The 12,770-nt window shown below is 74.5% G+C and carries 14 protein-coding genes; 8 read left to right on the top strand and 6 right to left on the bottom strand.

The features are described from left to right. Positions 1 to 11 precede the first annotated feature (11 nt). The 4 genes from DMH08_RS06300 (at position 12) to DMH08_RS06315 (ending at position 3,545) form a co-directional block, all read left to right on the top strand. Positions 12 to 1,481 carry a protein kinase domain-containing protein gene (locus tag DMH08_RS06300; RefSeq protein WP_125612298.1) on the top strand — a complete coding sequence of 490 codons (1,470 nt, stop codon included), beginning with the start codon at positions 12 to 14 and terminating at the stop codon, positions 1,479 to 1,481. 47 nt (positions 1,482 to 1,528) lie between these two features. Continuing rightward, complete coding sequence (locus DMH08_RS06305; protein ID WP_026402593.1) at positions 1,529 to 2,263, top strand: DUF6882 domain-containing protein; 735 nt, start codon at positions 1,529 to 1,531, stop codon at positions 2,261 to 2,263. Positions 2,264 to 2,340: 77 nt separating this feature from the next. Further along, positions 2,341 to 3,105 carry a hypothetical protein gene (locus tag DMH08_RS06310; protein WP_125612300.1) on the top strand — a complete coding sequence of 255 codons (765 nt, stop codon included), beginning with the start codon at positions 2,341 to 2,343 and terminating at the stop codon, positions 3,103 to 3,105. Positions 3,106 to 3,182: 77 nt separating this feature from the next. Further along, positions 3,183 to 3,545 (top strand): cupin domain-containing protein, encoded by a 363-nt coding sequence (locus DMH08_RS06315; RefSeq protein ID WP_026402591.1) that lies wholly within the window; start codon positions 3,183 to 3,185, stop codon positions 3,543 to 3,545. A 54-nt stretch (positions 3,546 to 3,599) separates the two neighbouring features. Here the strand turns inward: DMH08_RS06315 and DMH08_RS06320 are convergent, their stop codons facing one another. Next, the gene (locus DMH08_RS06320; protein ID WP_026402590.1) at positions 3,600 to 4,175 is read right to left on the bottom strand and encodes a TetR/AcrR family transcriptional regulator; all 576 of its coding nucleotides are present in this window, start codon (positions 4,173 to 4,175) and stop codon (positions 3,600 to 3,602) included. A gap of 139 nt (positions 4,176 to 4,314) precedes the next feature. On the opposite strand from DMH08_RS06320, the gene DMH08_RS06325 reads away from it, so the two are divergent. After that, positions 4,315 to 5,334: an aldo/keto reductase gene (locus DMH08_RS06325; RefSeq protein WP_125612302.1), complete on the top strand. Its 1,020-nt coding sequence runs from the start codon at positions 4,315 to 4,317 to the stop codon at positions 5,332 to 5,334. A 23-nt stretch (positions 5,335 to 5,357) separates the two neighbouring features. Here the strand turns inward: DMH08_RS06325 and DMH08_RS06330 are convergent, their stop codons facing one another. Further along, positions 5,358 to 6,338, bottom strand: coding sequence for an NAD(P)-dependent alcohol dehydrogenase (locus tag DMH08_RS06330; protein WP_125612304.1), 981 nt, complete (start codon positions 6,336 to 6,338; stop codon positions 5,358 to 5,360). Positions 6,339 to 6,461: 123 nt separating this feature from the next. Beyond that, entirely contained in the window at positions 6,462 to 7,169 is a 708-nt protein-coding gene (locus DMH08_RS06335) for a TetR/AcrR family transcriptional regulator (RefSeq protein WP_125612306.1), read from the bottom strand. Positions 7,170 to 7,239: 70 nt separating this feature from the next. On the opposite strand from DMH08_RS06335, the gene DMH08_RS06340 reads away from it, so the two are divergent. From DMH08_RS06340 to DMH08_RS06350, 3 genes are read left to right on the top strand one after another with little or no spacing between them, the layout of a single operon-like run. Next, complete coding sequence (locus DMH08_RS06340) at positions 7,240 to 7,995, top strand: class I SAM-dependent DNA methyltransferase (RefSeq protein WP_125612308.1); 756 nt, start codon at positions 7,240 to 7,242, stop codon at positions 7,993 to 7,995. 9 nt (positions 7,996 to 8,004) lie between these two features. Then, positions 8,005 to 9,111: an adenosine deaminase gene (locus DMH08_RS06345; protein ID WP_125612310.1), complete on the top strand. Its 1,107-nt coding sequence runs from the start codon at positions 8,005 to 8,007 to the stop codon at positions 9,109 to 9,111. Between the two features lie 7 nt (positions 9,112 to 9,118). Then, a complete protein-coding gene (locus DMH08_RS06350; RefSeq protein WP_125612312.1) occupies positions 9,119 to 9,757 on the top strand; it encodes a PH domain-containing protein in 639 nt (212 codons plus the stop codon). Here DMH08_RS06350 and DMH08_RS06355 read toward each other — a convergent pair. Genes DMH08_RS06355 through DMH08_RS06365 form a run of 3 tightly spaced genes read right to left on the bottom strand, consistent with a single transcriptional unit; the run spans position 9,750 to position 12,685 of the window. Then, positions 9,750 to 11,387 carry a phospho-sugar mutase gene (locus DMH08_RS06355; protein ID WP_125612313.1) on the bottom strand — a complete coding sequence of 546 codons (1,638 nt, stop codon included), beginning with the start codon at positions 11,385 to 11,387 and terminating at the stop codon, positions 9,750 to 9,752. The two genes, DMH08_RS06350 and DMH08_RS06355, sit on opposite strands and share 8 nt — an antisense overlap. Beyond that, a complete protein-coding gene (locus DMH08_RS06360) occupies positions 11,384 to 12,184 on the bottom strand; it encodes a purine-nucleoside phosphorylase (RefSeq protein WP_125612315.1) in 801 nt (266 codons plus the stop codon). Before DMH08_RS06360 ends, DMH08_RS06355 begins: the two co-directional genes overlap by 4 nt. Before the next feature lie 33 nt (positions 12,185 to 12,217). After that, positions 12,218 to 12,685, bottom strand: a complete 468-nt coding sequence (locus DMH08_RS06365; RefSeq protein WP_026402582.1) for a gamma-glutamylcyclotransferase — start codon at positions 12,683 to 12,685, stop codon at positions 12,218 to 12,220. Positions 12,686 to 12,770 lie beyond the last annotated feature (85 nt).

Consider the following 12,770-nt stretch of genomic DNA (forward strand, 5'->3'; position numbering starts at 1 on the left):
GGGAGGGCGTTGTGCGGAGCGGGCTGGAGCTGGCCGGGCGGTACCGGCTGGAGGCGCTGCTGGGGCGCGGCGGCATGGGCGAGGTGTGGCGCGGCGTCGACGGCCGGCTGGGACGGCCGGTGGCGGTGAAGCTGCTCGCGATGCCGGAGGGTACGGACGGGCGGCTGGTCCACCGGTTCCGGCGCGAGGTCGAGATCAGCGCGGGGCTCCGGCACCCGAACATCGTCGTCGTCCACGACGGCGGCGAGGAGGAGGGGCTGCTCTTCCTGGTCATGGAGCTGCTGGACGGCGACGACCTGGCCGCGGTCATCCGGCGGCACCCGGACGGCCTGCCGGTCGAGCGGGCGCTGCCGATCGCGGCGCAGGTCGCGGACGCGCTGGGCGCGGCGCACGGGCGGGGCGTCGTCCACCGCGACGTGAAGCCCGCCAACGTCATGCTGCTGCCGGGCGACCGCGTGACCGTGATGGACTTCGGCATCGCGCGGCACGCCGACCAGGTCACCGAGCTGACCGGCAGCGCGGTGATCGGCACCCCCGCCTACATGGCGCCCGAGCAGTTCGAGCGCGGCGACGTGGGCGCCGCCGCCGACGTGTACGCGCTGGGCGCGCTGCTGTTCGCGCTGCTCACCGGACGGACGCCGTTCACGGCCGACACGCTCCCGGTGCTGATCCGTAGCATCGTCCTCGAACCGGCGCCGCGGCTGCGGTCGCTGCGCCCGGAGCTGCCCGACTCCCTCGACCGGCTCGTCGACGCGATGCTCGCCAAGAACCCGGCCGACCGCCCCGCGGACGCCCGCACGGCGGCGGAGCTGATCCGCACGGCCCTCGCGTCGCCGCCGCCGCCCGCGTCGTCCCCGGCGGTGTTCCCGCCGCCGGTGCCGGGCGGGACCCGCGTGGAGACGGTGGCCGGCGTCGAGAACGGCGCCGCGGCGAACACCTACGTGGTGGGGGACGACGACGAGGTGTTCGTGATCGATCCCGCGCACCGGCTGGACGGCGTCCACCGGGTCGTCGGGCGGCGGGACATCGTCGCGGTCATCCTCACCGACGGCGAGCCCGTGCACGTCCAGAACGCCCGGAACGTGTCCGCCGGCGCCTACGTCGCGCTGCCGCGGGCCGCCCTCGCGGGCTGGCGCGCCCACTACGAGCGGCTGTCGACGCAGGTGATGGAGCCGGGGCGGCGGAAGGAGCTGCGCAAGCACCGGCCCGACACGCTGTTCAAGCGCGAGGAGGAGTTCGAGATCGGCGACGTCCGGCTCACGGCGATCGACGTGCCGAGCCCGTACCGGGGGAGCGTCTGGCTCTACGGCGAGGAGCTGAACGTCCTGTTCACGGGCTTCACGCTCCAGACGCCCGATCCCCGGCACCGGTACGAGCAGGGGGCGCTGCTCGCCCGGCTGCCCCCGGCGACGCGCGTCCTGCCGGGGTGGGGCGGGGAGACCACGGTCGGTGCCCTGCTCGCCCCGCCTCGACGGTCTTGAGGCGTATTCGTCCACGTCAGGTCCGTTCGTGCCACTAGCCTGCCCGCATGCCCGAAGTGATCACACTCGCCAATGTCCTCGACGATGCGGCGATCTTCTCCCTCGAACACCAGTTGCGCCTGGAGGAGGTCGTCGGGGAGCACAGCTGGAACGTCGACCTGAACGACCAGCGGTTCGAGTTCCGCGGGAGCCGCGACCTGGTCTGCAGCCGCGTGCACCTGCTCGGCAGTGCCGCGCCCGGGCCGGGGTCGTGGCTGTGGGCCTGGGCGAACCCGTCCGGGTACGCCGAGCCGCTGGTCGCCCACTCGGCCCGGGTGCGCGAGTTCGGCCGGCAGCACGGCATCGAGCAGTTCGCCGCCGCGGAGGTCCCGTTCGACGCGCTGCCCGGCGGGCCCGCCGAGCCGCGGTTCGAGCCGGCGCGGGTCGCCGGGGCGCTGCTGGACGCCGCGAAGGTCGTCTCCGGTTGCTGGACGCACTACCACGCCGACGTCGGCGGGGGGACCCGCGCCGCGTTCCTGATCGAGCACCCGGAGTTCCGGCTCCCGCCGCCCGAGTTCCCGCGCGTCATGCGCGTCCTCCAGCAGTCGGTCGCGGAACTGGGGCTGCGCGACCACCGCCGGGCGGTGCACAGCTACGCGCGGCTGCGGGGGCTCGGCGCGGCGTTCACGCCCGACCACGCCAAGCTGACGATCACCGGTGCGGACTTCACGATCGGGCTCGAGTTCGACCAGTACAACCGGGTCGCCGAGATCACCGCCCGGTCGGGCGCCGAAACGATCTGACCCTTTCCGCGGAATGCGCCGTCCGGAACCCGTCCTGAAGTCGATCTTCGTCGGTGCCGGACCGTACGCTGCGGCGGGTGTCGGATCCCCAGACCACGCGGCCGGACTTCCCCGGGACGGGCGGCCCGCCCTTCGGTGAGCGATCGGCCGCGGCCCCGCGGCCGATCGGTCCCGTCCGCCGCGTGCTGCAGGCGTTCGGCGCCATCGCCGGGGTGCAGTTCCTGGCCGCGGCCGTCGCCCTGCTGGTGCTGACGAGCTACCGGCGTGCGGCCGCGGACTGGCTGCTCCCGCTGATCGCGGTCGCCGACCTCCTCGTCACCGTGCAGATCGGCTGGCTCGCGATCCGCGACGTCCGGCTGTCGGGGCGGCGGACGACCGGTCCGCGGCTCGTCCTCGCGGTCCTGGTCCTGGGGGCTGTCGCGGGCGCCGTGCTCGGGGGCCGCGCGGTCCTCCGCCACCTCGACCGTCCGGCGGAGGCGGCGTTCGGCGCGCCCGCGATGGACGGCGACCTGCGGTTCACCGCGTCGGCCCCCGAATGCGGGCACACGGTGAAGAGGATCGCCGTCCGGGGCGTGATGTGCCGGGTCCGGGTGGTCGTGGCGAACACGGGCTCGGTCGAGGCGCGGTTCGAGGCGCGGGTCCAGCGGCTGCACGGCGAGGACTCCCACCGCGTCGGCGCGCTCCTCGCCAAGGGGCGGCGGACGTACCCCGCGTGGACCCTGGCGCCCGGCGCGTCCGTCCGGGGGTACCTGGTGTTCGACGTGCCCCGCGGGTTCGCGCCCCGGGCCCTCGACCTGCGGGCCGCCGAGGGCGCCGAGGGGGTGCGGTTCCCGGTCGGCTAGGGATCTACTCGCGCTTTCTTGCGTGCGCTCCGGGACAGGAGAAACGTGGGAGGCGGTGATGGATAAGGGGGACCATCATGATCGAGAGCAAGAGCATCGAGAAGCCGGACGAGCGCCGCGACTTCCCCAAGGGGCACCTGGACATCGTCGAACTGCCGGGGCTCGTCTTCGGCAAGGCGACCTTCGAGCCCGGGTGGCGCTGGACGGAGTCGGTGAAGGACATCGCGGGCACCGACCTGTGCGAGGTCCACCACAACGGCTACGTCGTCAAGGGCAGGATCCACGTGGTCATGCGGGACGGCACCGAGGAGGAGGCCGGGCCCGGCGACGTGTTCGTGGCGGAGCCCGGGCACGACGCCTGGGTCGTCGGCGACGAACCGTGCGTGGTGTTCGACTTCGCCGGGGGCATGGACACGTACGCGAAGGCCGCGGAAGGCTGATCCGACCGGTACGGGACGGGCCGCGGGCGCCGCGGCCCGTCGTCGGATCGCCGGTCAGTCGGGGCGGCGGAGGCCCGCGACGAGGAGCCCGACCAGGCGGCGCGCGTCGTAGCGGGGGTCGGTGTCGGCGCCGATGGACAGGTTCCCGACGCCGCGCATCAGCTGGTAGGCGTCCAGGTCGGAGCGGATCTCGCCGGCGGCGGCCGCGGCGTCGAGCAGCCGCGCGCACACGGGGACGAGGCGGTCGAGGAAGTAGGTGTGCAGCGCCTCGAAGCCGGCCTGGTCGGAGCGCAGGGCGGCGGCGAGCCCGTGCTTGGTGACCAGGAAGTCGACGAACTGGTCGATCCAGCGCCCCAGCGCGGCGTGCGGGGACGCGGAGCTCTCCAGCAGCGCGGGGCCCGCCTCGGCGCACGCCTCCACCTGGTGCCGGTAGACGGCGATGATCAGGTCGGCGCGGGTGGGGAAGTGGCGGTAGATCGTGGCCGTCCCGACCCCCGCGCGGGCCGCGATGTCGCGCACCGGCGCGTCGACGCCGGACGCGACGAACGCCGCGGCGGCCGCGTCGAGCAGCGTTCTCTCGTTGCGCCGGGCGTCCGCGCGCTTGGGCCGGGCGCCCCGGTCGTCCTTCACCGTGCCTCCACTCCTCCATGCCGGGCTTGCTAAGCGGGACAGTGTTCCGTATCGTCAAACGGGACACGGTTCCGCTTTCTCCATGATGGCAGAGCGGGAACCGGCCGTCGACCCTTGCCCGCACTTGGAGGACCACGCCATGCAGTACCGCACTCTGGGCCGGACGGGCGTGCAGGTCAGCGCCCTCGCGCTCGGCGCGATGAACTTCGGCGCGATCGGACGCACCACCCAGGACGAGGCCACCGCCATCGTCGACGCCGCACTCGAGAGCGGCATCAACCTCATCGACACCGCCGACATGTACGGGCGGGGCGAGTCGGAGGAGATGGTCGGCAAGGCCATCTCGGGACGCCGCGACGACATCGTGCTCGCCACGAAGGCGAACATGCCGATGGGCGACGACCGCAACCGGCAGGGCAGCTCGCGGCGCTGGCTCGTCACCGCGCTGGACGACAGCCTGCGCCGCCTCGGCGTCGACCACGTCGACCTCTACCAGATCCACCGGTGGGACCCGAGGACGAGCGACGAGGAGACGCTCGCGGCGCTGACCGACCTCCAGCGGGCCGGGAAGATCCGCTACTTCGGCTCCTCGACGTTCCCCGCGTACCGGATCGTCCAGGCGCAGTGGGCGGCCCGCGAGCACCGCCTGAGCCGCTACACCGCCGAGCAGCCCGCCTACTCGATCCTGCAGCGCGGCATCGAGGCCCACGTGCTGCCCGTCACCGCGGAGTACGGGCTCGGCGTGCTGGCGTGGAGCCCGCTGGCGTCCGGCTGGCTGTCCGGCGCGGTCCGGAAGGGCCGGGAGATCACCACCAGCCGCGCGACGTCCCTGCCGGAGCGCTTCGACCTGTCGCTGCCGCACAACCGGGCCCGGCTCGACGCCGTCGAGCGCCTCGCCGGGGTCGCCGACGAGGCGGGCCTGACGATGGTGCAGCTCGCGCTCGGCTTCGTCACCGCGCATCCGGCGGTGACCAGCGCGATCATCGGCCCCCGCACCCTGGAGCACCTGCACTCCCAGGTCGCCGCCGCCGACACCGTCCTGCCCGCCGACGTGCTGGACGCGATCGACGAGATCGTCGCGCCCGGCGTCGACCTCGCCCCGCACGAGAAGTTCGACACCCCGCCCGCGCTGCTCGACGCGTCGCTGCGGCGCCGCTGACGCCCGGCCGTCCGGGGCGGGGCTCAGAAGGCGACGGCGACCTTGCCCCGGGCGTGGCCGCCCTCGACGTAGCGCACCGCCTCGGGCAGGTCGGCGAACGGGTAGGTCCGGTCGATGACGGGCGTGACCTCCCCCTTCTCCATGAGGCCGGCGAGGAAGCCCAGGTCCGCCGCGTTCGGCTTCCAGCCCACGTGGGCGATGCGCTGCCGGACGAACGGGGCGACCGCGGCCCCCCGGACCATCTGCCCGGCGGGCCCGAGCAGGCCGCGGCGCGGGGACGCGATGCCGCCGACGATCACGAGGGTGCCCCGGCCCGTGAGGGCGCGCCGCAGCCGCCGCGTCGACCGGTCGCCCACGATGTCCAACAGCAGGTCGTAGCGGCCCGCCCGTTCGGTGAAGTCGGCCCGGGTGTAGTCGACGACGTCGTCCGCGCCCAGGGAGCGCACCAGTTCGACGTTGCGGGTGCTGCACACGCCGGTGACCTCGGCGCCGAACGTCCGGGCGAGCTGGACGGCGAACGTGCCGACCCCGCCGGACGCCCCGTTGACCAGGACGCGCTGCCCGGCGGCGATCCCGCCGACGTCCCGCAGCCCCTGCAGCGCGGTGTGCGCGGCCATCGACACCGCCGCCGCCTGCGCGAAGGAGAGGCGGGCGGGCTTGACGGCGAGCCGGTCGCGCGGGACGGCGGCGGCCTCGGCGAACGCGCCCATCCGGACCTCGCCGAAGACCTCGTCGCCGGGCGCCAGGTCGGTCACGGCGTCGCCCGTCCGCTCGACGACGCCGGCGAGGTCGGCGCCGAGGACGAGGCCCGGCTTCGGCCGCCGCAGCCCGGTGCCGAGCCGGACCAGGTGGGGGTGCGCCCGCAGGTGGCGCCAGTCGTAGGGGTTCACGGAGGCCGCCCGCACGCGCACGAGCACCTCGTCCGGGGCGAGGCCCGGCACGTCGACGTCCTTGAGGGCCAGCACGTCCGGGGGGCCGTAGCGGTCCCAGCTCCATGCCTGCACGGCGCCTTTCCTTCCGTCCGGGCGGCCCCCGTCGGGCCACCGTCGTACGACGTAAGGCTGTCGTACGTCGTAAGGTAGTCGTACGCCGTAAGGCGGTCAAGAGAGGGAAAGGCGCGGAAAGGGTCAGGCGCCGGCGGTGCGGCGGCGCTCCAGCCCGTCGAGGATCAGGTCGAGCGCGAACTCGAACTCGAACTGGTCGTCGCAGAAGCCCAGCGTGGTGCCCGGATCGTCGTGGACGGCGTCCGCCAGCATCCCCGCGATGTTCGGGAACCGCTCCGCCATCAGAGCCGTCGCCTCCTCGTCCGGGGCGTCGGCGCCGTCCGGCCGGAACAGCTCCTGCGCGAACCCGAGCGCCCGGCTGCCCAGCACGTGCAGCGCGCGGTGCGCCAGGTCGAACGAGAACCCGCCCGCCCGCAGGATCCCGACGACGCCGTCGTAGTAGGCGATGACGTCCGGGCTCGTGGTGGTGCGGCTCTCCAGGACCGCCGGGGCCCAGCGGTGGCGGAGGAAGACCTCCCGGGCGGCGAGGATCCGCGCGCGCAGCGCGCCCCGCCAGTCGTCCGCCGGGGCCGGCGCCGCGACGCCCTCGACCGCCGCCGCGACCTCCCCGAGCACCACCTCGACGACGCCGTCGAGGACGGCCTCCTTGTTCGCGACGTGGTGGTACAGCGACATCGCCTCGGCCCCGACCTCCTGCGCGAGCCGGCGCATGGTCAGCGCGTCGATGCCGTCGCGGTCGGCGAGCTCCACGGCGGCGCGCAGCACCCGCCGCCGGCTCAGCGGCACGCGCGGCCGCTCGGTCAGCTCGTCGGCGTCGGTCCGTGGAGTCATCGATCCTTCCTCCCGGCGCACTCTACCCGTACACGGTAAGTCCCCTCGGGGAGCGTGGGATCGTGGGCGGATGGCACCGAGCGAAGCGGAACGTCCGGTACCGAGCGAAGCGGAACGTCCGGTACCGGGCCGAGGGGGATTCCTGGCGGACACGCGCGCGTCCTACGACGCGATGGCCGCCGACTACGCCGCCTGGATCCGGGACGAGCTGGCCGCCAAACCCCTCGACCGGGCGATGCTCGACGGCTTCGCCGACCTCGTCCGTCCCGGTCCGGTCGCCGACGTCGGCTGCGGCCCGGGCCGGATCACCGCGTACCTGCACGCCCGCGGCGTCCGGACGTCCGGCGTCGACCTGTCGCCGCGGATGATCGAGGCCGCCCGCGCGGCGCACCCGGACCTGCGCTTCGAGGTCGGCTCCCTGCTCGACCTCGCCCTGCCGGACGGCTCCCTCGCCGGGCTTTTGGCCTGGTACTCGGTCATCCACGTCCCGCCGGAGCGCCTCCCGGACGCGTTCGCCGAGTTCCACCGCGTCCTGGCCCCGGGCGGCCACCTGCTGCTCGCCTTCCAGGCCGGGGACGGGACGGCCCGCCGGACCCGCGCGGGCGACCACGCCATCGCGCTCGACTTCCACTACCGCCGCCCCGACGACGTCGCCGCCCTGCTCGCCCGCACCGGCCTGGACGTCCGCGCCCGCCTCGTCCGCGAACCCGACGAGGACGGCCCGTACCCGGAGAAGCACCCCCAAGCCTTCCTCCTCGCCCGCAAACCCCCCGGTCGGGCGGACGCCCCGGCGGGTGCGGGGGACGGCGACGGGTTTCCCGGGTAGATTCTTGAGATGGACGAGCGGCCTACTCTCGAGGACATCCGGCGCGCGCCGAAGGTGCTGCTGCACGACCATCTGGACGGCGGGGTCCGGCCGGGGACGGTCGTGGAGCTCGCGGAGGCGAGCGGGTACACCGGCCTGCCGGAGACGGACGCGGCGAAGCTGCGGGCGTGGTTCGAGGCGGCGTCCGACTCGGGGTCGCTGGAGCGGTACCTCGAGACGTTCTCGCACACCGTCGGGGTGATGCAGTCGGCGGACGCGCTGGCGCGGGTCGCGTACGAGTGCGCGGAGGACCTCGCGGACGACGGGATCGTGTACGCGGAGGTGCGGTACGCGCCCGAGCTGCACACCCGGACGGGCATGCCGCTGGAGCAGGTCGTCGAGGCGGTGCTGGACGGCTTCGCGCGGGGCGGCCGGGACCGCGGGATCCGGGTCGGGGCGCTGCTGACGGCGATGCGGCACCTGAGCCGGGGGCAGAAACCTCGCTCGAAGGAGATCGCGGAGCTGGCGGTCCGGTACCGGGACGCGGGCGTGGTGGGGTTCGACATCGCGGGGGCGGAGGCGGGGTACCCGCCGACCCGGCACCTGGACGCGTTCGAGTACCTCCAGCGGGAGAACGCGCACTTCACGATCCACGCGGGCGAGGGGTTCGGGCTGCCGTCGATCTGGCAGGCGATCCAGTGGTGCGGCGCCGACCGGCTGGGCCACGGCGTGCGGATCATCGACGACATCGAGGCCGCGGAGTCCGAGCCGCGGCTGGGGCGGCTCGCGAACTACGTGCGCGACAAGCGGATCCCGCTGGAGATGTGCCCGACGTCGAACATCCAGACGGGCGCGGCGAAGTCGATCGAGGAGCACCCGATCGGGCTGCTGCGGAGGCTGCACTTCCGGGTGACCGTCAACACCGACAACCGGCTGATGAGCGGGACGACGCTGTCGGAGGAGTTCGCGAAGCTGGTCGACGCGTTCGGGTACGGCTGGGACGACCTGCAGTGGTTCACCGTGAACGCGATGAAGTCGGCGTTCGCGCCGTTCACCGACCGGCTGGAGCTCATCAACGGGGTGATCAAGCCGGGGTTCGCGCAGCGGAAGTGGAACGGGACGAGGCCCCTGGCATGATGCGGTCATGACGATTCGTTCCACCGGCGGGCGCGTCGCCGCGTTCGCGTGGCTGGCGTTCGCCGCGCTCAACATCGCGGACCTCGTCTTCGGCTTCACCGGTGACCCCGAGTACTCGCTGATGACGTTCACGATCGCCGCCCTCCTGCTGCTCGGCTGCGGGATCGCCTACACGGTCGGGCTGCGGCCGGCGATCATCGGCGACGACGAGGCGGTGACCGTCCGGAACCCGCTGCGGGACGCGCGGGCGCCGTGGGGCGCCGTGCGGTCGATCGAGGGCAAGGAGGCGATCGTCGTGCGGTTCACCGGACCGGACGGCGACCAGCTGCAGTCCCGCGCGTGGGTGCACCAGACGTCGCCGCGCGCGCAGGCCAAGGCGGAGGCCCGCGCGCGGAAGCAGGACGCGAAGCTGGGCGCGCAGGTCAAGGGCCGCACCCCGGCGGGGTACGCGGCTCAGCGGCTCAACGAGATGCGGGACCGGCAGCGGCCGAAGACCCGGTCGGGCGCGCCCGACAAGGCCGCGGCGGCCGCACGGGACGCCGAGGACGTGCGGGGCTCGGTGTCCTGGTCGGTCCCGGCGGTCGCGGCGCTGGCCGTCCCGGGCGTCGCCGTGCTGGTGTGCTGCGTCCTGGCGCTCGTCAGCTGACCAGCTCGGCGACCCCCCGGCGCAGGACTTCGAGCGCGGTCTCCGCGCGCCTGCGGGCCTCCGCGACGCCGTCCGCGGTGCCGTCCGAGACGGGCTCCACGACCTCCAGGTAGCACTTGAGCTTCGGTTCGGTCCCGGACGGCCGGATCACCACGCGCGCGCCGCCCTCCAGCCGGAACCGGAGCCCGTCGGTCGGCGGCAGGCCGTCCGCGGGGCGGGCCAGGTCGTCGAACGCCTCGACGGCGCGCCGGCCGAGGCGGGTGGGCGGGGCGGCGCGCAGGCGGGCCATCGTCGCCGCGATCTCCGACAGGTCGTCCACGCGGACCGACACCTGCGCGGTGGCGTGCACCCCGTACCGGCGGGCCTGGTCGTCGAGCAGGTCGAGCAGGGTGCGGCCGGCGCGGGCCGCCTCGGCGGCGAGCGCCGCGACCGCGAGCGCCGCGCCGATGCCGTCCTTGTCGTTGACCGGGACGCCCCGGTCGTCGCCGACGCTGTAGCCGAGCGCCTCCTCGTAGCCGAACACGAGCCGGTCGGCGCGCGTCCCCGCCTTCATGATCCACTTGAAGCCGGTGAGCGACTCGGCGAACCGGACGCCGTGCGCGCGGGCGATCGCCCCGAGCAGCGACGACGACACGATCGTGGTCACGACGAGCCGGTCGTCCCCCGAGGTGTGCCGCAGGACGTGCTCGGCGAGGAGCCCGCCGAGCTCGTCGCCGGTGAGGACCCGCCACCCGGACGGCCCCGGCACCGCGACCGCGCACCGGTCGGCGTCCGGATCGTTCGCGATCACGAGGTCCGCGTCCCGCTCGGCGGCGAGGGCGAGCGCGAGGTCGAGCGCGCCCGGCTCCTCCGGGTTCGGGAACGCGACGGTCGGGAAGTCGGGGTCCGGCTCCGCCTGCTCGGGGACGACGGCGGGCGCGGGGAAGCCCGCGCGGACGAACGCCGCGTGCAGCACGTCGTACCCGACGCCGTGCATCGGCGTGTAGACGATCGAGACGTCGCCGGCGGCGCCGAGGCGGAGCCCGGACACCGCGTCGAGGTAGGGGGCCGGGTCGTGCCGGACGTCCCAGTGCGAGCCGAGCGGCAGCTCGTCGACGCGGCCCACGGCGTCGATCGCGGCGGAGATCTCCGCGTCCCGCGGCGGCACGATCTGCGCGCCGTCGCCCCAGTACACCTTGTAGCCGTTGTCGCGGGGCGGGTTGTGGCTCGCCGTCACCATGACGCCCGCGGCCGCCCGGGACGTCCGGACGGCGTGCGCGAGGACCGGCGTCGGCACCGGTTCGGCGAACACCTCGACGGTGTGGCCCGCGCCGGTGAGGACGGCGGCGGTGTCGCCCGCGAACCGGTCCGACTTGTGCCGGGCGTCGAACCCGACGACGACGTGGGAGCCCGCGGGGAGCGTCGCGGCGAGCCCGGCGGCGGCCCGCAGCACCGTGACCCGGTTCATCCGGTTCGGCCCCGCGCCCAGCTCGCCCCGCAGCCCCGCCGTCCCGAACTCCAGCCGGGCCCCGAACCGGTCGGCGAGCGCCCGCTCGTCCCCGGCGTCCAGGACGGCCCGCAGCTCGGCGCGCGTGTCCGGATCGGGATCCTGCGCCAGCCACTCCTCGGCCGCCGCGCGGAAGCCGCTCACAGCTTCGACAGGACGGTCGCGAGGAGGGAGCCCATGCGGCCCGCGGCGGCGCGGCCGGCGGCCAGGACCTCCTCGTGGTCGAGGGGCTCGTCCGACAGGCCGGCCGCGATGTTCGTGACCAGCGAGATGCCGAGGACGTCCGCGCCGCCCCGGCGGGCCGCGATCGTCTCCAGCACCGTCGACATGCCGATCATGTCGGCGCCCAGCGTGCGCAGCATCCGGATCTCGGCGGGCGTCTCGTAGGTCGGGCCGCGGAACGCCGCGTACACGCCCTCCGCGAGCGTCGGGTCGACCTCGCGGGCGAGGGCCCGCAGCCGCCCCGAGTACGCCTCGGTCAGGTCGAGGAAGTCCGCGCCGGCCAGCGGGTTCGCGCCCGTCAGGTTCAGGTGGTCGGAGATCAGCACCGGCTGGCCGACGCGCTGGGTCTCCGGCCGCAGCCCGCCCGCCGCGTTCGTGAGGACGATCGTCCCCGCGCCCGCGGCGAGGGCCGTCCGGACGCCGTGCACGACCGGGTCCACGCCGCGCCCCTCGTACAGGTGGGTGCGGCCGAGGAACACCAGGGCGCGGCGCCCGGCGACGTCCACGACCCGGATGCGGCCCGCGTGCCCCTCGACGGCCGGCGGCGGGAACCCCGGCAGGTCCGTGACCGGGATCTCGGTGATCGGGTCACCGAGCGCGTCGGCGGCCGGGACCCAGCCGGAGCCCATCACGAGGGCCACGTCGAACGCGTCGATGGACGTGCGCGCCCGCAGCTCGTCCGCCGCGGACCGCGCCAAGGTAAAAGCGTCGTTGCTCACAAAGCCGACACTACCGGGGAGTCCGCGCGGCGCTTAACCACCGATCGGGTCATCGCCGATCGACGCGCACGGGCGGTTCCGCAGCTCCTTGACGTAGTCGTCCGGGGCGCCCGCGGCCTCGGCGGCGTCCGCGAGGATGCCCAGGTAGCGCGCCGACGGCAGGCCGCCCTCGTAGTCGTCGAGGACGTACATCCAGCAGAGCGCGTCGCCGTCGAGGGTCTGCACCCGGACGCGGGTCTTCCGGTAGACGCCGAGGGCCGCGCCCTCCCAGCCGTCCAGCTCCTTCTCGTCCCAGCGCGGCACGTCGTAGATCACGACGAAGACCTGCTCGGCGGAGTCCTCGACGACGGTCGCGAGGGCCCCCTCCCAGCCCTTGTCCTGCCCGCCGAAGGTCAGCCGCCAGCCGGCGAGCCACCCGGTGCCGCGCATCGGCGAGTGCGGGGCCCGGAGCGCCATCTGGTCGGGGTCCATGTTGGAGGCGTACGCCGCGTACAGTGCCACGCCGCCCAAGGTACGCCACGCGACGCCGCAGGTCGCCTTGGCGGCGCCGATGGAAGCGGTTGGACTTGTCACTGCGTTGAGTAGG

Source organism: Actinomadura sp. WAC 06369 (genome assembly GCF_003947565.1).
GTDB lineage: Bacteria > Actinomycetota > Actinomycetes > Streptosporangiales > Streptosporangiaceae > Spirillospora > Spirillospora rifamycini.

Bases quoted from the DNA above. Each gene is read 5' to 3' on its own strand.
- DMH08_RS06305 (WP_026402593.1), top strand. From the start codon at position 1,529: ATGCCCGAAGTGATCACACTCGCCAATGTCCTCGACGATGCGGCGATC.
- DMH08_RS06315 (WP_026402591.1), top strand. From the start codon at position 3,183: ATGATCGAGAGCAAGAGCATCGAGAAGCCGGACGAGCGCCGCGACTTC.
- DMH08_RS06325 (WP_125612302.1), top strand. From the start codon at position 4,315: ATGCAGTACCGCACTCTGGGCCGGACGGGCGTGCAGGTCAGCGCCCTC.
- DMH08_RS06335 (WP_125612306.1), bottom strand. From the start codon at position 7,169: ATGACTCCACGGACCGACGCCGACGAGCTGACCGAGCGGCCGCGCGTG.
- DMH08_RS06340 (WP_125612308.1), top strand. From the start codon at position 7,240: ATGGCACCGAGCGAAGCGGAACGTCCGGTACCGAGCGAAGCGGAACGT.
- DMH08_RS06345 (WP_125612310.1), top strand. From the start codon at position 8,005: ATGGACGAGCGGCCTACTCTCGAGGACATCCGGCGCGCGCCGAAGGTG.
- DMH08_RS06350 (WP_125612312.1), top strand. From the start codon at position 9,119: ATGACGATTCGTTCCACCGGCGGGCGCGTCGCCGCGTTCGCGTGGCTG.